Source organism: Streptomyces sp. NPDC012510 (assembly GCF_042955065.1).
Classification (GTDB): Bacteria; Actinomycetota; Actinomycetes; order Streptomycetales; family Streptomycetaceae; genus Streptomyces.
The window spans coordinates 170,470-186,425 of the sequence record NZ_JBIBEN010000005.1; the positions used below are offsets into that span (position 1 = coordinate 170,470).

A 15,956-nucleotide genomic window follows, 5' to 3' on the forward strand; every position below is an offset into this window, starting at 1 on the left:
CAGCACGACGAGAGAAGGACCGTTGAGCCTCGAAGCCACCGTATGGGCCCTGAAGTACGCGCCGCCCATGCCGCCGCAGCTGCTCGGCACCCTGTTCGGCCTCGCCGACCACGCCGACAAGCACGGCCGCGGGGCCTACCCGTCAGTGCGCACGCTCGCCGCGTACGCCTGCAAGTCGGAGCGGTCCGTTCAGCGCGATCTCAAGGAGCTGCTGAAGCTCGGTCTGATCAGAGACGGCAACCAGTCGGAGGCCGATCACATCCCGCAGGAACGCCGTCCGCACGTCTACGACCTCGCCATGGAATCCACTGTTCCGGGCGGTCGTGCGGGCGACGATGCGGTGACGCAGGCGTCACGGGTGACGCTGGCGTCATCCCGCGCACGCGGTAAGCGCAAGCCCGCAGGTCAGCACGAGGTAGGGGTGACGTCCACGTCAGGGGTGACGCCCACGTCACCCCCCGACGCCCACGTCACCTCCGGGGTGACGCCCACGTCCGAGTGGGGTGACGTCCACGTCGCGACCGGGGTGACGTCCACGTCACCCAAACCGTCCTTTGAACCACCCACTAACCGTCCTATGAACCAGAGGGGGGTCAGGGCCGTCAGCAACACACCCGCCAGAGACTCCGACGGCCGGCCGCCTCTCACCGAACTCCCCGACGACTTCGCGCTCACCGACACCATGCGCAGCTGGGTCCGCAACACATACCCGCGGGTCGATGTCGACAGCGAGACCGCCAAGTTCCGGCTGCACCACCAAGGCGAGAGCACGCGCCGCCGGAACTGGTACGCCGCCTGGCAGAAATGGATCGCCGGCGCCAACGACCACCTGAACCGCTACGGCGGCAACGTCGTCCCGTTCGGCCAGCCCCAACCGCGGCTCTCCACCACCGACGCCCGCGTCCAAGCCGCTCTCGACCTCGGCCGGCAGATGCAAGCCGAATACGACGCCGCCCAAAAGGAGGCCCAGTGATCACCTTCGAAGACGCCTCAACCCTCCTCGGCCTCGCCGCCGCCCGCGACCAACGCACCGTCGGACGGGCCGACGTCCTCGCCTGGCACGCCGACCTGTCCGCCGCCGGCCTCACCCGCGCCGACGCCGAGAATGCGCTCACGGTCTTCTACCAGGAGATGGCCAGCCGCCAGCCGAAGGACCGCTACCGCGTCACCGCCGTCGACCTGATCGACATCGCCAAGCGGGCCCGCCGCGAACGCGTCGCCAACCTCCGCTACGACGGCGACCCCGACGAAACCCCCGAGCAGTACCTCACCCGGCTCCGCGCCCGTACCGCCGCCCTCGCCGACGGACGCATCGGACCCGACACCGGACTCCGCGCCCTCAACCCCGGCGCCCCCGACCCGCGGCTCCTCCGCGAACTCACCGCCGTCGGCCGCGACGTACCCGACGACGATCCGACCGGAAGCCGCCGGCCGGTACGCGTCGGCCCGCTCACCGTCCCGTGCCCCGCTTGCCTTGCGCCCCTCGGACGGCACTGCCGCAGCAACGGCCACCCCCGCGCCGTCCCCCACGCCGCCCGCCGTCGTGCCGCACGCGACGCCCACGACCTGCCTCGTGAAGACATCGCCCAGATAGCTGCCCGCAAGGAAGCCGCAGCCGCCTACCTCAACCAGCTTCCCGCCGAGGAGCGCGCCCAGCTGGAGGAGTTCCAGCAGCAGCTCCGAGAGACCGAGGGCCCGTGACCGACAAGCCGCCCGAGTGGTCCGTCCGCTGCCCGTGGTGCAACGCAGAACCCGGGCAACGCTGCACCAGCCGCGCACGAGGCCGACGACTCACCACCAACAGCCACGACGCACGCATACGAGCCCACACCGCCAGCCAGGAGGACCAGTGACCACCGCCCAGCCGATCGAAGCCCGCTGCGACCACTGCAAGCAGGCCCGGCCCCTGTTCCTGTACGAGCCCGACCACGACTTCCACCTCACCGGCATCACCTGCGAATGGTGCGCCCGCGACAAGCAGCCCCTGCTCTGCACCCGCTGCTGGAGCACCGAGAAGCAACGCGAAGAAAACGACCCCGGCGACCCCCTCGACAACGACGCCGCCGACTTCTTCGTGCGAGCCGTACACAACAACGCCCGCATCCTCGCCCGCCAGGAAGCCGACAAGGCCACCTGCGACGGCATCGCCGCCGCGACCGACCGGGCGGAGGCCGACCAGTGACTGGCTTCAAGCCGCACCCTGCCGTCCACGCCCCATGGATGTTCATGTGCGCCATGGACGACCCCGACGCCGTCATCGTGTCGTTCGCCGAAAACCCCGGCGCCCAGATCGCGTCCGCCCTCCTCGAAGACGTCGGCGACTGGCACCACGCGATCAAGAACCTCCAACGCACCGACGTACCGCCCGGCGTCACCGCCGCCCTGGACGCCTTCCACGACGCGGTGTGCGGCTGGGTCGAGTGGAACGAACAAACGGCCAAGCGGACGGAGGCCACCCCGTGAGCGCCCGGATCACCCTGCACTGCGACACCCAATGGCAGTACGGCGGCTGCCCTAAGCAGCTCCTCACCGACGCCGACACCGTTGCCGAAGCCCGGGCAGCTGCCCGCGCCCACGGCTGGGTCACGCACTCCAACGGCCGCGACATGTGCGCCTCCTGTTCCGGGCGCGGTCCCCAGCCCGCCGGGGCTGTGGTCGCGGTCCTCCACCCGGAACGCACGCCGTGAGCACCCCGCTGGAGCGGCTCCTCGCCGAGGACATCCCCACCCGGCCCGCACCACCCCCGAACCGGCCCCGGACCCCGCACAGCTCCCGCACGTGGACGCCCGCCGAGCAAGACGCCCACTGGAACGCCCTCCGCGAAGCCGTCGGCGCCACCCGCGAACAACGCCCCACCCGCCTCCGCCTCATCACCCCCGCCGCCTAGGAGTCACCCCATGACGACCCCACCTGACCCGGCAGTAAGTAAGCCCGCACGCCACCTCTGGGAAATCGATCACCCGTACTACTGCCAGGAAGGCAACTACTTCAAGGCCGGACAGCACACGCCCTTCGCATCCTGGACCTCCTTTGCCGAGGAGACGCTGTTCGTCCGCGCCGACCGCGACCAGAACTTCCTCATCCGCTGGGACTGGCGCAAGCCCGGCTTCCACGAGTGGGACGGCCCTGAGTACCTGCTGCTGTTCTTCGTCCTCCAGCGCAAGGCGTGGCTGTGCTCCGTCGAGATGCCCGTCACCGAGGCCGACGAGCCCGCCGTGCGCGCCTTCCTGACCGAGTGCGCGGACACGATGCGCGCCACGTGGGCGCCGCTCCTCGACGGAGCCCCGTCCACCCCCCGCCTCGTGTGATCGCCCGTACCCCGGCCCGCACCACAAACGATCAGTACCCCGCGCGAAACCGCCCCGACCCGAGGAACCCCGTGAAGAGTCCCGTCCCGTACTTCGGCAGCAAGCAGCGCATCGCCGACTGGATCGTCGGCCTCCTGCCCGACCACGACCACTACGTCGAACCCTTCGCCGGCGGCCTGTCCGTCCTCCTCGCCAAGACGCCGTCGCGGATGGAGACCGTCAACGACCTCGACGGCGAACTGATGACGTTCTGGCGCGTGCTGCGCGACCGGCCGACCGAACTGCTGCGCGCATGCATGCTCACCCCGCACGGCCGCGCCGAACTCGCCGCCACCTGGGACCCCACCGAGGACGAACTCGAACTCTCCCGCCGCATCTGGTCCCGCCTCGCCCAAGGCCGCTCGGGCACCCTGCGGAACACCGGCTGGCGGCACTACATCGACCCCGCCGGCTCGGGCACTTCGATGCCCGGCTACCTCGAGGCCTACGCCCTCCGGCTCGCCGCCGCCGCGGAGCGCCTGCACGGCGTCTCCCTCGAGGCCCTGCCCGCGCTGGAAGTCATCGCCCGCTACGGAGCCCGGCCGAACGTGCTGCTGTACGTCGACCCGCCGTACCTCGGCACGACCCGCGGGTGGGGCAACAACTACCGCTGCGAGATGAAGACCGACGGCGAGCATCGCGAGTTGGCGGCCGCGCTCGCCGACTGCAAGGCCACGGTCGTCCTGTCCGGCTACCACAGCCCGCTGTACGCCGAGCTGTACGAGGGCTGGCACCGGTACGAGCAGCAGTCGATGACCGGCAACGCCAAGACCGCGAAGGCCCGCAAGGAGGTGCTGTGGGCGAACCGGCGCCTCGGTGACCAGCTCGGCCTGTTCGACGCCACCGCATGACCAGCAGGCCGGCCCCCGGGAGTCCTAGTCCCGGGGGCCGTGCCCCAACCGTCTCATCGAACCCCTGGAGTTGACCATGAGCACCGAACCCGCCGCCGCTGGAGTGCCGACCGACGAGGACGTCCTCGTTGCCGTCGAGGAGGCCCTGGAAGGCGTTCTGCTGCCCGATCCCGGCTTCGGGACCCTGGAGGCTGCCCGGACCGCCGTGTTGGACGCTGTGGGCCCACTGGTGGCTCGCCTACGTCAGGCGCCCGCTGTGCCTGTGCCGCCGCCCACAGACCAGACCGCGCTCCGCGACCGCATCGCCGATCGCCCGGAGCGGTACGCCGTGGCGATCCACGACGCGATGGAGCCCGACCTCTCGCTCGTGGACCAGGAGCCGGGACAGCAGGCCTTGTTCGCCCGCGCTGCTGAAGCCGTCGTGGCCCTGGCCGACAGCGAGCAGGCAACGCTGCGCCGAAAGCTGGCTGCCGCCGAGAAGATCCGGGAGAACGCGGACTTCCACCTTGGGCAGGAGATGGCGCGCCGCCAGCTTGGCGAGAAGGAAGCCGCCCGCCTATCCGCCGACCGGGCTGCCGTCCTCAACGCTGCCGCGCAGCACCTGTACACCGCGCTCTTCCCGGCCGTCTACGACGACATGGGCCAGAAGGCGGCCGAGGGCGTCCAGCGCGCCGTGTCCGAGCTGCGCCGTCTGGCTGCCGAGGCGATCAGCCCATGGCGGATCCTCGGCATCGCCAACTGCCAGACGCCAGCCACGCACAACCAGGGCTGTGCCTGCACCGCCGCCGGGGTGGGGCAGGACGGGGCGCAGCCGAGCGAACTGATCATCGTCGCCTACCGGGCCAGCGGTGCCCGCGTGCTGCGCTGCCGTGCCCACGCCCCGAGCGACCACACCGGCTTCACCCCGCTCACAGCCGAGGACCTGCCCGACGGCGGGATCTGCACCTACCCCGAGTGCGGCGTGGACGTCCTCATGTCGCAGGAGGAGCGCCGTGGCTGAGTTCACGCCCGGACGCCGTAGCCGGAAGGGCCGCCCGCAGATGCCGCCGGAGGTTCAGGCGGTCGCCGACGAACTGTCCCGGCGGGCCGCACAGATGTGGGCTGAGGCGGACGGCGAGCTGTCCATCGCGGAGGCGGTGGAACTGGCCGCGTTCCGCATGGGAGCCGAAGCACCGCAAACCATGACAGAACCTCAGGGGGAGTCGTGAGCGCAGATTCCCACCCCGCCAACTCGGCCCCGAGAAACGCCCTGAGGGCCCCTCGCGCGGCCTCAACCCCACTCGCCGGTGCCTCGCGACGTTCGGAGGGGCTCTACGGGCCTCACAGCGGCGCTCACGGCCTTTCCGTATCCACCCGACGCCAGGAGACCCCGTGACCCTCGCCGAACTCCGCGCCCAACTTGACGCCCTCAACCTCCCCGACGACACCCCCGTCATCCTCGCCCGCGACGCCGAAGGCAACGGCTTCTCCCCGCTCGACGCGACCGAGTCCTGCATGTACGCCGCTGACACCACCTGGTCTGGAGAGCGCTACCTCACCGAGGAACAGCGCCTGGCCAAAGAGGAGCCGGACGACTGGTTCCAGGCCCCGGACGACGCCGCCCCCGCCGTCTTCCTCTGGCCCACCAACTGACCGTTTCGCCGCCCGTGCCGACGCGCGGGCGGCACCCCACACCAACCACCGGAGCAGCCGTGACCGATCCCGAAGCGTGGCGTACCGACCCCCGCGAACGCCTCCTCGCCGCCATCGACCGCACCTGGGCCCGAAGCGAACTCGGCGCCACACCGGAACAGCTCGTTGACGAATACGCCGATCACCTTGCCGACCGTGTCCGCACGTATCCGCGAGCCGAGAAGCCCGCCTGCCGCACCAGCCAGCACTGCGCCTACCACGGCTGGTGCCACCGCTGTGACCCCGAACGCGCGGGCATGGACCGGGCCGCCCGCCTGATCAGCCGCAAGGGAGGCGAGCAGCGGTGAGCATCTACGCCAGCATCGAAGGCATCGGCGCCGACGGCGACCCCGAACACTCGGCCCACCCTGGGTGTACCTCGGCTCCCACATCCTCCCCAACGAAGGCGACCCCCGCGACGGCGTCATCGGCCTCGCCCTCATCCCCGGCCACATCACCCGCGACGGCCGTGACGACCAACCCGAAGACGGCACGCCATGGCCGTGGCTCCGAATGCACCTCACCACGCCCGGCGACCCGTGCGCGCTGATCAACCCGGCGCAGGCCCGGCACCTCGCCGAAGCCCTGCACGCATGGGCCGACCAGGCGGAAGGCAAGCCGTGACCGACCGCATCCGCTTGGACGACCTCACCAGCAACGACCTCGACCAGCTGTACGCCGAGCTGGAAGCCCTCCGTGCCGTGGCCCGCGGCTACTGCCCGGCCTGCGGGCGAGGAGACGCCGCACCCACCGTCGAGGACTGGGAACACGAACGAGACCGGGCACAGCGCGCCGAGGCCGCCCTTCGCGAAGTCCTCGACACGTTCGTCGCGACTCACAACGAGGACGACGGAACCCTCAGCGGCTACCGCGTCCCCTGCGTCTTCCCCGACGACATGGACCGATGGCGCGCCGCCCTTCCCGAGCCCGGCCCGGCCACTACCCGGACGACCGAAGCCGGCAGCTGGCTCCACGCCGGCACCCGCGACCTGGCCATCCCCGAGGAGACCCCGTGACCCCCTGCACTGCCACCCTCGACGGTCGTCTCGTTCCCGGCGGCGGCCCCGTCCAATGCACCCGCGAAGCCGGACACCCCAGCAACCACGTCGGCCCAAAGAGGGGCGACTACGGGCGCGCCCTGTGGACGGACTGGACAGCTGGGGCGACGCCGCACCGTAGCGAGGAGCCCGGCCCGGCTTGACGAGCGTGGCATTCTGAACTCAGCCCGCTCGTCTGCCCGTAGGAAACTCGGGCCCCGGACGCGTCATCCGGTGATAGCCGAGCAGGCAGGCGGGACGGCAGATCCACGCCCGCGCGCGTGACACCTGGCGGTGACGGCCGCCGCCCCGCACCCGAGCGCCCCGTTCCCCCGAGCGGGGCGCTCGCCGCATCTGGCACCATGAAGTTCGCAGGCTGATCCGGACACGGTTGCCGGGGTAGGCATGCTCCGCCCGGTGTGGGTTGCTCAGGGCAGCGCCTCCACGTGGCACCGGGCCTCACGTTCGCCGCCCGGCGATGGGTTCGAAGAGATCTCCTCGCGGGCTCCACCAGGTGCTCGCGATGTGCGCAGCGACCGGGCGGCGAACACCGTCTGCCGGGACCAGGCCGGAACCAGGCAACTGGATCCTCCCGCAACACGCCGCGCCCCACCGGGGACCAACGCCGCAGCGGGCAGTGGCCCCCGGAGACCCGGGCCCCCGTCTCTTCCCGGACGGGGGCCCGACCACGTTCAGATCGACGAGTTGAACTCCGGCTTCGACCGCACCGCCGGCCGGTCCAACACGCGGCGTATCGCAGGCGACAGTGGGCGAGTAGCAAGAGCGGCAAGCGGTACACGCTCGGGTTTCCGTGGGGTGGTCATGGCGGGGCCTCGCTTCTGGTGGTTCCTTCCGTGGACGGTAGCGGTGTCGGAGGGGCGGCGTACGCTGGACAACGCTGCTGGGCGCCCTCGCTGGCTGCGCGGACACAGCAGCGCTACCCGACCCGACGCTTCACGGGCAACGGCAAGGGCCCCACCAATCCGGTGGGGCCCTGCTGTGTGGTGGGGGTCAGGCGTTGGCGGCAGCCCACGCGGCGTTCTTCCATGCCGGGTCACTGCTCGGCGGCGGGATGATCCCGGCAGCGACCGCCGCCCGCACCCACTCCCGCGCCTCCGAGATCAGCGCCGCCGGGTTGTCCTTGCCGAGACACAGCCAATCCATCCGGCTGCCCCCGGTCCGCATCCGCCAAGCGGCTTCGGCGAGATGCCGGATACGGGGATCGGTAGCGTAGTGGCAGTTCTCGGCGGCAGCGGGATCGATGTGGGCCATCAGGACGCCTCCGTCTCTGTCGCGTTCAGCAGTTCCGCCAGATCCGGATTGTCCTCGACCAGCTTCGCCGCGACCTGATCCCCGGACGACTGCTCCAGCCGCCACAGGAAGTCGCGGAGCACGGCCGCACGGTAGGCGTCGAGGAGCTTCTCAGCCTCGCTCCACGGCATGCCGTACGCCTCAGGGACCGGATGCCACGACGGCGACGACAGATCAGACAGGACCGCGATACGCGGGTCAACGGTGGTGGACACGGGATCTCCTTGCTGATGACTGACGAACTGGTCGCGCTTTTTACCTTGCTGCTTCGGGTTCGCCTGGAACCAGGCGGCCACCTCGTCAGCGCGGTAATGGGTCTTCGTGGAGCCCTCGACCGGAACTGGCTGGGGGAAGGAGGTGCTGCGCCGGTACGTGTGCAGCGCCGACCGACTGACCCCGTGCTCCAGCTCGATCTGCTTCAAGGTGATCAAGCGGCTCCCCTCGCTCTCAGGGTTCTCGGGCACGGCTACATCCTTCCCGAGCTTCTGGACATTGTCCAGAAGCTCTGCCACTGTGGGACAGCACCAACAGAACGGCCCCCAGCCGTAGTTCTCACCCTCCGGCTGGGGGCCGGGCCTACCCACAACCTCGACGAAGGAGCAGGCCCTGATGCCTGAGCGTACCGACCAACCGGCCAGCCAGCCCACCCCCACGCCCGACGACGGCACCCCCACCAACGACCCCACCGCCGCACTCCACTGGGCCGCCGTCGCCATCGGCCTCGCCGAAGCCCGAACCCAACAGGGCAACCCGCTCAACGACACGGAGCGCGCCGCGTTCGACCGCTACCAGAACGCAGCCCACGCCCACGGCCACACCGACGAGCAGATCCGCTGCTACCTCAACAGCGAACTCCGCCCGGCGGTGGCGGGATGAGCGAGCAGCAGCCGTGGGAGCCGGGGGTCATCGCCCGGTTCCTGACCGTCGCCAGAGCGACCGTCGACCTCAGCCACGACATGCACCTCATCACCGACACCCAGCCCAACCTCACTATCGCCCGCTGCGGCGGCACCGGCTGCGGAGCCACCCACACCGAGAAGTGGGCCGACTACGCCTACCGCACCAACAACGGCAGCAGCGGCGCCGACACCGAGGCCAGCAAGTGGGCCCAAGCCCACGCCGAGACCTGCCGCGCCCTGCCCCGCCCGGCGGCCACCCAATGAGCGCCCCCACCGAAGCCGAACGCGTCGCCGCCCTCCAACAACAAGCCGCCGCCGACTACGCCCGCGCCCAAACCCAACGCGCCGCCAACGAAGCCGCCGCAGCCGCCCAACTCGCCCAAGCCCGAGCCCACGCACAAGAAGCAGCAGGGGCACGCCGCTAACTCACAAGCCGCCGCGCCCCGGTACCACCCCCGGCCGGGGCGCGGCCTCCTTCCCGAGGCAGGAGCCCGCCATGGCCAAGAAGGTCACGATCTACGAGTCCGACGGCGACACCATCGAAACCACCGTCAGCGACGACGAGACGGCACGCGAGTACGAGGAACTGCCGTTCCAGGTCGGCACCATCACCCGCGTCGACATCACCGACGCCGACTGAACCAGCACCGCCCGGCTGCCCGCCCCGCCACACCAACCCGAGAGGAGCCCGACATGGGCCTGTTCCGCCGCAAGACCGTGTCGGCCGCGAAGAACGGCGGCGCCTACTACGACAAGAACGGCAGCCTCGTCGACCCAGGCGCCAACCGCCCCGGCTGGGAATGCGCCCGCTGCGGCACCCACAACCCCACCAACCCCACCAACTGCCAGTGCGGCGCCCACTCCGGACTTGCCGCCATCCGCTGACCGGCTGTCGGTAGCCCACGGCCCACGTCCCCCCACCGGTACGCGGGCCCTGGAAATCCGACCAGCCCACGCCCCGCCCAGACCGCCGGCCCTCGCAGCAACCCCCACGCAGGGGTCGGCCTCAGCCAGGAGAACTGCACCGTGTTCTGGAAGCCCAGGCAGCACCCGCAAGAGGAACCGCCAGCCAGCAAGAAGCCCCGTGCCCGCAACCTTGGCGACTACACGTACGACTGCAACTACGCATCAGGGATCGTCAACCAGGCCATCACCCAACCGGGAGTGCAGGTCGACGACCGAATCACCGAACTTGTCCGCCACATCAGCGACGCAGCCCGGAACCTGGACACCGCGATCTTCAACCACGTGAACGCGCTCTGCGGCTACACGATCGGCGCCGACAACGTCGCGATGGCAAGAGCGGCAGAGGACGCACGGCAGGTCGTCTTCTTCGGCTTTCAGTCGGACCCCAGGCACCGCCACATCCGCGACGACGTTCCCGCTCAAGCCCCGTACTCGCCGCCCCAGGGCGCGCCAGTCCAGGGCGCGGCGGCCAAGGCTCCGAGGCCGACTCACGCGTACGTGATCAAGTCGAGCAATTCGAGGCTGGTCAAGATCGGGTACGCCGTGAAGCCGGAACAGCGCGCCCGCGAACTCCAGACCGGAAGCCCCGGCAAGCTCACCGTCGCCTGGTCCATCCCGGGACACGAACGGCTCGAACGAGAGCTGCACCGCCGGTTCGCCGACTACCGCAAGAACGGCGAATGGTTCGACCTCACCCCGCTCGGCGACGCCGTGACCGTCGTCCGCGAAGAGGTCGACCGAATCCGCAAAGAGGTCACCGACAAGGGCGTTGCCGCCCGCTACTTCTACGACGCGTAAGGAAGACCGCCATGGCCAGCCCCGACATTCGCCAGCCGTCCAGCGGGCGTCGATTCACGGCGCTCACCCCGATCGCCCTGGCCTTCACCGCGGTCTCACTCTGCTGGACCGGCTGGTCCATCACCGACCTGATCAAGTCTGGAGCCTGGGGCATCCTCGCCGCCGTGTCCGTCGACGGCCTGTGGGGAGTCGTCCAGTACCTGTCCTACAAGCGGATCGGCGGACGCGTCATCGAGGTCGTCGAGTGGGTGACGCTCGTCGTCGCCTGCTCCCTCCTCGCCTGGCACGGATGGACCATCACCCCGGCCGCTGCGTTCGCCGGCGCGCTCCCGCCGATCGTCGCCAAGATCTCCTGGGTTGGCGACATTCGGCTGCGCCTTCTGCGCTCCTACGACCCAACCGCGCTGACCGCGGAGCAGGAAGCCGAGATCAACGACGTCATCCGCGACAGCGAGTACCAGGCACGCCTGAAGTCCGCGGAGATCGAGCGTGAGGCCGCGGAGGACATCGCCGCGATCCGGGCCAAGGGCAAGGTCGACATGGAGCGCCTGGAGGTCGACTTCGAGGTCGGCATCAAGGAGATCACCACGCGGGCCGATCTGAGGCGGCGCACCCCGGTCACGCTGAATGGCCCAGGTGCCGAAGCGGAACCCGATCCGGTGGTCGCCGAACTCGCCGAACAGTTCGCGAGTCTGCGGGCCGTGCTCGGCGATCTCGCCCGCGAACGCACCGGCGAACCCACCCCGAACCCGCTGGCCAGCCCGCCGAACCAGGTTCGCGAACCCGTCGCGAGCGTGGCCGATCTGGCTCGCGATTTCGTCGCGAAGATGAGCGACAACAAGGACGTAACGGAGGCGATCATGCGGGTCCGCCCGGAGGCCAACAGGGACTCCGTGGCCGCCGCCGTCCGCAAGGCCCGCAAGGCGACCGACGGGACGTACCTGTGAACAAGCCGACGCTCCTCCTCACCGCCGTCGCCGGACTGCTCGCCGCGGTCGTCGCAGTGTCCTGGTTCCCCGCCAGCCCCCTCCTCGCCGCTGTGGCCGGCTACACCGCCGTGGTCGGCACCCTCGCCCACGCAACCGGCGCCCCGGTCTGGCGCACCATCGGCGCCACCGTCGTTGTCCTCGCCGCCGCCCTCGCTGTCCTGCTGCGCGCCGCCCGCCACGTGATCGACGCTGCCCTGTGGATCCTCACCGCAGGCACGTCGGTCGCCCTGAACACCGCCAAGGCCACCGCATGAACCAGACGCCTGTGTATACGCCGATCCCGATGACGATGACGACCGACGGGACAACGACGAACTACAAAATCCCTGGTCAAGGGCTTACGGGGTCGTCGTCGTCATCGTCGTCGTCACGCCGGACGTGGGAACGCTGCCTGCTGTGCGCCACCCGCATCGGATCGTGGATGTCCCGCCGCCGCTACGAAGTCGCCCCTGCGGGCGGCACCAGCCTGCTCACCGTCCTCGGGCTCGCCCAGGACGGGGCCGACCTGCTGTTCACCTACGGCAGCCTCACCGTCCTCGCTGGCGCCACCGTTGCGGCCGGGCTGAAGCACAAGAACCAGCTCGTCACCCACGTCGGCGCCGGCGGATTCATCGCCCTCGCTGACGTCACCACCGCCGTGGCTGCCGGGTTCTCGTGGCCGACCGCGACCGCGTGGGCGCTGTCCACGGGTGCGGCGTACGGGGTGTACGGGCCGTGGCTGGCGACCCAGCGCAACGCCCGCATGAAGCTGCACGTGGACACGGTCAAGGCCAAGGGTGCCGTGCCCGAGGCGCTCGGCCTGGAGGCCGCAGACCCGGGCCTCACCGGAGCCAGCCCGGAGGAGACCGTGCTGCGCCGCGGGTTCCACGCCCTCACCGGCGCCGTGCCGCTGGCGGTGCACGCGTTCCACCGCATGGCAGACGGCTCGTGGTCGTGCCTGATCAAGACGCCGCCCGGCAAGAACACCGCCCCCGCCGTACTGGTGAAGCGCGCGCAGCAACTGCAGGCCAACATGGGCGTGCCCGGCCGGCTGGTCCTCGCAGAAGGCCCGGAGGCCAACGATCTGATCGTGAAGGTCGCCATGTCCGACGCCCTCGCCACCACGTTGGAGGTCACGGACACCGGCGTTACCACCTGCCGCGAGCCCGTGATGCTCGGCCGCGACGAGGACGGCGAGGCGTTCCTGCTGCGCCTGCTATACCGGCACACGTTGGTGGCCGGCGCGTCCGACTGGGGGAAGTCCGGCATCGTCAACCTGATCCTGAAGCGGTTGAACCGGTGCGAGGACGTCGACCTGTACGGCATCGACATGAAGCCCGGCGCTCCGGAGCTCGGTCCGTGGGAGGGCCGCATGGAGGCGCTCGCGAAGAACGCGGGGCAGGCGCGGGAACTGCTGGAGTTCATCCGTGCCGAGTGCGACCGGCGGGGTGCGATCCTCGCCGAACTCTCCCGCCAGGCGATGTCGGAGGGCCGCGGCCCGGTCCGAAAGTGGGTGCCGGGGGAGCACGGCAACGCGATCTTCGTGGTCACCGACGAGCTTGCAGAGTTGGTCCGGCAGGACGCTGAGCTGTCCACCCTGTACGAGAGCCTGCTGGCGATCGCCCGGTTCCTCGCGATCCAGTTCGTGTCTGCTACCCAGCAGCCCAGCCGAAAGGTGTTCGGCGGCAGCACGGACGCCCGCGGCAACTACGCCAACCGGCTGTCCACTCGCGCTGGCGAGGCCGGGCACGCCCCGTTCATCTTCGGATCCGGCTGCCAGTCGAAGGGCTGGCGGCCCGAGCTGTTGGACCTGCCGGGGAAGTTCCTCGCGCAGACGCCGGAGCACGACACGCCGCGCGTGTACCGGGCCGAGTACGTGTCCGACACCGACATCGCTGAAGAGGTCGGCTTCTTCTACTCCGACATGAAGGACACGGAGCCTCAGCCTGCGCTTACCGACGAGCCGTGGGTGGAGCAGTTCGCGCCGCTCCGCTTCCCCGACGGTGGCACGGTCGGCCGCGACCAGTGGCCGGACCTGTACCGGGTGTTCGCCAGCCTGGACGGCGGGGCGACGAAGAAGGAGCTGGCGCAGGCGTGCGGTATCTCCCGGGATACGGCGATGCGTGCGATCGAGGAGTGGACCCGGCACGGCGTGCAGCAGCGCCGTGACGGCCGCTCGACCCGCTACTACCTGCCTGGAGCCACCGGTGAGCAGCCTGCCTGAGCAGTACCAGCGTTACGCCCACCCGTCGGTCGTCCAGCATGCCGAGGTGGAGCTGTACGAGGACCGTGACCCGGTCGTGTGGATTCCCGGCGCGTACGGGGAGATGGTGCCCGTCCGTAAGTCCCAGGCGCCGGCCCCGGTGCAGGCGCCAGCAGTCCGCGACCTCAGCCCGCAGCCGCTTCTCGACCCGCTTGCGCAGCGTCTCCTCGCTGGCGGGGTCGGGGTGGGCGCGGCGGGGGCTGGTCTCGGGTTCGGGTTCGGGCAACTCGCGGCGGGCCTGGCGTTGATGGGGACGAGCGGTCTGGCACTTCTCGTCGGCCTGTTGCTCGCGGCCGGTATGCGGGGCGGCGGGTCGGTGACGCATGTGCGGCAGGAGGTCCACAACCATGCCCGCTGGTTCGGGAAGACGAACACGAACCTGTAGCCGCCTGCCACACTGAGACCGGGACCCCGCCGCGCCCCCCGTCGTGGCGGGGTCTTCACTCGTTCGGGTGACTGACGGCAGGGCAGGGCGGGTTTACGGTCGGTGGTCTGGATCGGCTGCGGAGGGCACTGCGGGTTCGTAGCACGCAGCGGGATGGTCGAGCTGCGACGGCCTTCCTGCCGGTGGCTGGTCCTGGCGGCGCCCTGGTTTTCGGACCGGGGCGCCGCCTTCGTGTTACGGGGTGGGCTCCTCGTCCGGGCGCACCGAGCCCGCGCTCCGCAGGTCGGGGTGGGTGGCGAACACGACCGCCGAGTGGGCCCGGTGCAGCGACCGGATGAACGGCGCCGTGTCGGCAGTGATCTCGATCTGGACGAGCGGAGGCTCCGGCTCGCACTCGGGCTGCTCGCTCATGTGGTGGTCTCCTCGCTGCCCACCGGGCGCTCCGCGAGCTTTCGGCCCTCGCCGATGATGCGGCGCACGGTCTCACGGCTATAGCCGGTCGCGTCGATGATGTCCTTCTGTGGCATGCCCTCGTCGATGGCGCGGGCGAACGTGACAGCCCGCTGCCGCTCGGCTTCTTCAATGGCCTGCTCATATACGCGGCGGGCCTTGGCCATGTGGTCCTTCGTCAACATGCTCCAACTATGCCTCACGAGTTAGGCCTAGTCTAGTTGACATGCCTAACGTGCGAGGCCTAGAGTATTAGGCGTAAGGAACGCCGCACCAAGGGGGACCCGATGATCCGCTCGAACCGCACCCGCCGCGCCACCCTCAAGGCCCGCACCCGCACCCAGCGCGCCGCCTCCCGCATCGCCCGCCACGGCGTCGGAACCCTCGCCACCCACTGCATCGCGGCGGGCCTCGGGGTGAAGGAGGCGCGCACCGTGGCAGGCAGCCTGCGGAAGAACGCCGACAAGGCCGGAGTCACCGGACAGACCGGAACCAGCTACGCCAAGAACGCCAAGGCCCGCACCTGCACCCGCTACACCCCCGCCGAGGTCGCGGCCATCGCCGTCATCTACCGCCCCCGCAAGCCCGCCTACAAGGCCGCCGCTGCCAAGCTCGCCCTCGCGGCCTGAACGGAGAACGACATGAGCACCCGCCCTTGCTGGACCTGCAAGCAGCCCGCCACCCACGCACTCACCCGCGACGGCTCCATCCCCCTCGACGCCTGCGACAACTGCACCCGCATCGACCGCGCCGAGGCCGAGTCACGAGGCTGGACCGTCACGCCCATCAGGCAGCGGATCGCGATCGGCCCCCGCGTCGACGAGTTCGAGAACAACGTGCACCACTACTGGAAGCGCGAGATCAACGGCGTCCGCTTCTTCTTCGTCCACGTCAAGCACTCCCGCCTCGGACAGCCGTACATCGGCGTCACACGCCTGGACAGCGGTGAACTCGTCCGCTGCTCCTGCACCCGCGACGACTGCCCCTTCGCGACCTGACCCCGCCACCTG

30 protein-coding genes are annotated in these 15,956 nt (G+C 70.2%); 26 read left to right on the top strand and 4 right to left on the bottom strand.

Going from position 1 to position 15,956, the window contains the following annotated elements; genetic code table 11:
• Positions 1 to 22 precede the first annotated feature (22 nt).
• The 14 genes from ACFY9I_RS10970 to ACFY9I_RS11035 all read left to right on the top strand — a co-directional run bounded on the left by ACFY9I_RS10970 (position 23) and on the right by ACFY9I_RS11035 (position 6,885).
• Entirely contained in the window at positions 23 to 973 is a 951-nt protein-coding gene (locus tag ACFY9I_RS10970; RefSeq protein WP_390999573.1) for a helix-turn-helix domain-containing protein, read from the top strand.
• Positions 970 to 1,701, top strand: coding sequence for a hypothetical protein (locus tag ACFY9I_RS10975; protein WP_390999576.1), 732 nt, complete (start codon positions 970 to 972; stop codon positions 1,699 to 1,701). Before ACFY9I_RS10970 ends, ACFY9I_RS10975 begins: the two co-directional genes overlap by 4 nt.
• A 148-nt stretch (positions 1,702 to 1,849) precedes the next feature.
• A complete protein-coding gene (locus tag ACFY9I_RS10980) occupies positions 1,850 to 2,182 on the top strand; it encodes a hypothetical protein (RefSeq protein ID WP_390999579.1) in 333 nt (110 codons plus the stop codon).
• A complete protein-coding gene (locus ACFY9I_RS10985; RefSeq protein ID WP_390999582.1) occupies positions 2,179 to 2,463 on the top strand; it encodes a hypothetical protein in 285 nt (94 codons plus the stop codon). Before ACFY9I_RS10980 ends, ACFY9I_RS10985 begins: the two co-directional genes overlap by 4 nt.
• Positions 2,460 to 2,687 carry a hypothetical protein gene (locus tag ACFY9I_RS10990; RefSeq protein ID WP_390999584.1) on the top strand — a complete coding sequence of 76 codons (228 nt, stop codon included), beginning with the start codon at positions 2,460 to 2,462 and terminating at the stop codon, positions 2,685 to 2,687. Before ACFY9I_RS10985 ends, ACFY9I_RS10990 begins: the two co-directional genes overlap by 4 nt.
• Positions 2,684 to 2,887 (top strand): hypothetical protein, encoded by a 204-nt coding sequence (locus ACFY9I_RS10995; protein WP_390999587.1) that lies wholly within the window; start codon positions 2,684 to 2,686, stop codon positions 2,885 to 2,887. Before ACFY9I_RS10990 ends, ACFY9I_RS10995 begins: the two co-directional genes overlap by 4 nt.
• 10 nt (positions 2,888 to 2,897) lie before the next feature.
• The gene (locus ACFY9I_RS11000; RefSeq protein ID WP_390999589.1) at positions 2,898 to 3,308 is read left to right on the top strand and encodes a hypothetical protein; all 411 of its coding nucleotides are present in this window, start codon (positions 2,898 to 2,900) and stop codon (positions 3,306 to 3,308) included.
• 71 nt (positions 3,309 to 3,379) lie between these two features.
• Positions 3,380 to 4,198 carry a DNA adenine methylase gene (locus ACFY9I_RS11005; RefSeq protein ID WP_390999591.1) on the top strand — a complete coding sequence of 273 codons (819 nt, stop codon included), beginning with the start codon at positions 3,380 to 3,382 and terminating at the stop codon, positions 4,196 to 4,198.
• 76 nt (positions 4,199 to 4,274) lie between these two features.
• Positions 4,275 to 5,198 carry a hypothetical protein gene (locus ACFY9I_RS11010; protein WP_390999593.1) on the top strand — a complete coding sequence of 308 codons (924 nt, stop codon included), beginning with the start codon at positions 4,275 to 4,277 and terminating at the stop codon, positions 5,196 to 5,198.
• Positions 5,191 to 5,406 carry a hypothetical protein gene (locus ACFY9I_RS11015; RefSeq protein WP_390999596.1) on the top strand — a complete coding sequence of 72 codons (216 nt, stop codon included), beginning with the start codon at positions 5,191 to 5,193 and terminating at the stop codon, positions 5,404 to 5,406. Before ACFY9I_RS11010 ends, ACFY9I_RS11015 begins: the two co-directional genes overlap by 8 nt.
• A gap of 163 nt (positions 5,407 to 5,569) precedes the next feature.
• On the top strand, positions 5,570 to 5,830 hold the full coding sequence (locus ACFY9I_RS11020) for a hypothetical protein (RefSeq protein WP_390999599.1): 261 nt from the start codon (positions 5,570 to 5,572) through the stop codon (positions 5,828 to 5,830).
• Between the two features lie 59 nt (positions 5,831 to 5,889).
• On the top strand, positions 5,890 to 6,177 hold the full coding sequence (locus tag ACFY9I_RS11025) for a hypothetical protein (protein ID WP_390999602.1): 288 nt from the start codon (positions 5,890 to 5,892) through the stop codon (positions 6,175 to 6,177).
• Between the two features lie 64 nt (positions 6,178 to 6,241).
• Entirely contained in the window at positions 6,242 to 6,493 is a 252-nt protein-coding gene (locus tag ACFY9I_RS11030) for a hypothetical protein (protein ID WP_390999604.1), read from the top strand.
• Positions 6,490 to 6,885, top strand: coding sequence for a hypothetical protein (locus ACFY9I_RS11035; RefSeq protein ID WP_390999607.1), 396 nt, complete (start codon positions 6,490 to 6,492; stop codon positions 6,883 to 6,885). The genes ACFY9I_RS11030 and ACFY9I_RS11035 overlap by 4 nt, the downstream gene beginning before the upstream one ends.
• A gap of 1,032 nt (positions 6,886 to 7,917) precedes the next feature.
• Here the strand turns inward: ACFY9I_RS11035 and ACFY9I_RS11040 are convergent.
• Together ACFY9I_RS11040 and ACFY9I_RS11045 are read right to left on the bottom strand one after the other, a co-directional pair.
• Complete coding sequence (locus ACFY9I_RS11040; protein ID WP_390999610.1) at positions 7,918 to 8,178, bottom strand: hypothetical protein; 261 nt, start codon at positions 8,176 to 8,178, stop codon at positions 7,918 to 7,920.
• Positions 8,178 to 8,729, bottom strand: a complete 552-nt coding sequence (locus ACFY9I_RS11045) for a helix-turn-helix transcriptional regulator (protein ID WP_390999613.1) — start codon at positions 8,727 to 8,729, stop codon at positions 8,178 to 8,180. The genes ACFY9I_RS11040 and ACFY9I_RS11045 overlap by 1 nt, the downstream gene beginning before the upstream one ends.
• A gap of 97 nt (positions 8,730 to 8,826) precedes the next feature.
• Here ACFY9I_RS11045 and ACFY9I_RS11050 point away from each other — a divergent pair, with 97 nt between their 5' ends.
• From ACFY9I_RS11050 to ACFY9I_RS11095, 10 genes are all read left to right on the top strand, one after another.
• A complete protein-coding gene (locus ACFY9I_RS11050) occupies positions 8,827 to 9,093 on the top strand; it encodes a hypothetical protein (protein WP_390999616.1) in 267 nt (88 codons plus the stop codon).
• Positions 9,090 to 9,380, top strand: a complete 291-nt coding sequence (locus ACFY9I_RS11055; protein WP_390999619.1) for a hypothetical protein — start codon at positions 9,090 to 9,092, stop codon at positions 9,378 to 9,380. The genes ACFY9I_RS11050 and ACFY9I_RS11055 overlap by 4 nt, the downstream gene beginning before the upstream one ends.
• Positions 9,377 to 9,541 carry a hypothetical protein gene (locus ACFY9I_RS11060; RefSeq protein WP_390999622.1) on the top strand — a complete coding sequence of 55 codons (165 nt, stop codon included), beginning with the start codon at positions 9,377 to 9,379 and terminating at the stop codon, positions 9,539 to 9,541. The genes ACFY9I_RS11055 and ACFY9I_RS11060 overlap by 4 nt, the downstream gene beginning before the upstream one ends.
• A 71-nt stretch (positions 9,542 to 9,612) precedes the next feature.
• A complete protein-coding gene (locus ACFY9I_RS11065; protein ID WP_390999625.1) occupies positions 9,613 to 9,756 on the top strand; it encodes a hypothetical protein in 144 nt (47 codons plus the stop codon).
• A gap of 53 nt (positions 9,757 to 9,809) precedes the next feature.
• Complete coding sequence (locus tag ACFY9I_RS11070) at positions 9,810 to 10,001, top strand: hypothetical protein (RefSeq protein WP_390999627.1); 192 nt, start codon at positions 9,810 to 9,812, stop codon at positions 9,999 to 10,001.
• A 141-nt stretch (positions 10,002 to 10,142) separates the two neighbouring features.
• Positions 10,143 to 10,880 (top strand): GIY-YIG nuclease family protein, encoded by a 738-nt coding sequence (locus ACFY9I_RS11075; RefSeq protein WP_390999630.1) that lies wholly within the window; start codon positions 10,143 to 10,145, stop codon positions 10,878 to 10,880.
• A gap of 11 nt (positions 10,881 to 10,891) precedes the next feature.
• Positions 10,892 to 11,827, top strand: a complete 936-nt coding sequence (locus tag ACFY9I_RS11080) for a hypothetical protein (RefSeq protein WP_390999631.1) — start codon at positions 10,892 to 10,894, stop codon at positions 11,825 to 11,827.
• Positions 11,824 to 12,123: a hypothetical protein gene (locus ACFY9I_RS11085; RefSeq protein WP_390999634.1), complete on the top strand. Its 300-nt coding sequence runs from the start codon at positions 11,824 to 11,826 to the stop codon at positions 12,121 to 12,123. The genes ACFY9I_RS11080 and ACFY9I_RS11085 overlap by 4 nt, the downstream gene beginning before the upstream one ends.
• Positions 12,124 to 12,290: 167 nt before the next feature.
• Complete coding sequence (locus ACFY9I_RS11090; protein WP_390999637.1) at positions 12,291 to 14,072, top strand: FtsK/SpoIIIE domain-containing protein; 1,782 nt, start codon at positions 12,291 to 12,293, stop codon at positions 14,070 to 14,072.
• Positions 14,056 to 14,496 carry a hypothetical protein gene (locus ACFY9I_RS11095; RefSeq protein ID WP_390999640.1) on the top strand — a complete coding sequence of 147 codons (441 nt, stop codon included), beginning with the start codon at positions 14,056 to 14,058 and terminating at the stop codon, positions 14,494 to 14,496. The genes ACFY9I_RS11090 and ACFY9I_RS11095 overlap by 17 nt, the downstream gene beginning before the upstream one ends.
• Positions 14,497 to 14,730: 234 nt before the next feature.
• Here ACFY9I_RS11095 and ACFY9I_RS11100 read toward each other — a convergent pair whose 3' ends face one another.
• Complete coding sequence (locus tag ACFY9I_RS11100; protein WP_390999643.1) at positions 14,731 to 14,907, bottom strand: hypothetical protein; 177 nt, start codon at positions 14,905 to 14,907, stop codon at positions 14,731 to 14,733.
• Entirely contained in the window at positions 14,904 to 15,131 is a 228-nt protein-coding gene (locus tag ACFY9I_RS11105) for a hypothetical protein (RefSeq protein ID WP_390999645.1), read from the bottom strand. Before ACFY9I_RS11105 ends, ACFY9I_RS11100 begins: the two co-directional genes overlap by 4 nt.
• Positions 15,132 to 15,233: 102 nt before the next feature.
• Here ACFY9I_RS11105 and ACFY9I_RS11110 point away from each other — a divergent pair, with 102 nt between their 5' ends.
• Both ACFY9I_RS11110 and ACFY9I_RS11115 read left to right on the top strand, forming a co-directional pair.
• The gene (locus ACFY9I_RS11110; RefSeq protein ID WP_390999647.1) at positions 15,234 to 15,575 is read left to right on the top strand and encodes a hypothetical protein; all 342 of its coding nucleotides are present in this window, start codon (positions 15,234 to 15,236) and stop codon (positions 15,573 to 15,575) included.
• Positions 15,576 to 15,587: 12 nt separating this feature from the next.
• Positions 15,588 to 15,944, top strand: coding sequence for a hypothetical protein (locus ACFY9I_RS11115; RefSeq protein ID WP_390999650.1), 357 nt, complete (start codon positions 15,588 to 15,590; stop codon positions 15,942 to 15,944).
• Positions 15,945 to 15,956: the final 12 nt, after the last annotated feature.

Excerpts from the sequence above, each read along its gene's own strand:
- ACFY9I_RS11000 (WP_390999589.1), top strand. The coding sequence starts at position 2,898 with ATGACGACCCCACCTGACCCGGCAGTAAGTAAGCCCGCACGCCACCTC.
- ACFY9I_RS11010 (WP_390999593.1), top strand. The coding sequence starts at position 4,275 with ATGAGCACCGAACCCGCCGCCGCTGGAGTGCCGACCGACGAGGACGTC.
- ACFY9I_RS11040 (WP_390999610.1), bottom strand. The coding sequence starts at position 8,178 with ATGGCCCACATCGATCCCGCTGCCGCCGAGAACTGCCACTACGCTACC.
- ACFY9I_RS11050 (WP_390999616.1), top strand. The coding sequence starts at position 8,827 with ATGCCTGAGCGTACCGACCAACCGGCCAGCCAGCCCACCCCCACGCCC.
- ACFY9I_RS11055 (WP_390999619.1), top strand. The coding sequence starts at position 9,090 with ATGAGCGAGCAGCAGCCGTGGGAGCCGGGGGTCATCGCCCGGTTCCTG.
- ACFY9I_RS11060 (WP_390999622.1), top strand. The coding sequence starts at position 9,377 with ATGAGCGCCCCCACCGAAGCCGAACGCGTCGCCGCCCTCCAACAACAA.
- ACFY9I_RS11065 (WP_390999625.1), top strand. The coding sequence starts at position 9,613 with ATGGCCAAGAAGGTCACGATCTACGAGTCCGACGGCGACACCATCGAA.
- ACFY9I_RS11070 (WP_390999627.1), top strand. The coding sequence starts at position 9,810 with ATGGGCCTGTTCCGCCGCAAGACCGTGTCGGCCGCGAAGAACGGCGGC.
- ACFY9I_RS11080 (WP_390999631.1), top strand. The coding sequence starts at position 10,892 with ATGGCCAGCCCCGACATTCGCCAGCCGTCCAGCGGGCGTCGATTCACG.
- ACFY9I_RS11090 (WP_390999637.1), top strand. The coding sequence starts at position 12,291 with ATGTCCCGCCGCCGCTACGAAGTCGCCCCTGCGGGCGGCACCAGCCTG.
- ACFY9I_RS11100 (WP_390999643.1), bottom strand. The coding sequence starts at position 14,907 with ATGAGCGAGCAGCCCGAGTGCGAGCCGGAGCCTCCGCTCGTCCAGATC.
- ACFY9I_RS11105 (WP_390999645.1), bottom strand. The coding sequence starts at position 15,131 with ATGTTGACGAAGGACCACATGGCCAAGGCCCGCCGCGTATATGAGCAG.
- ACFY9I_RS11110 (WP_390999647.1), top strand. The coding sequence starts at position 15,234 with ATGATCCGCTCGAACCGCACCCGCCGCGCCACCCTCAAGGCCCGCACC.
- ACFY9I_RS11115 (WP_390999650.1), top strand. The coding sequence starts at position 15,588 with ATGAGCACCCGCCCTTGCTGGACCTGCAAGCAGCCCGCCACCCACGCA.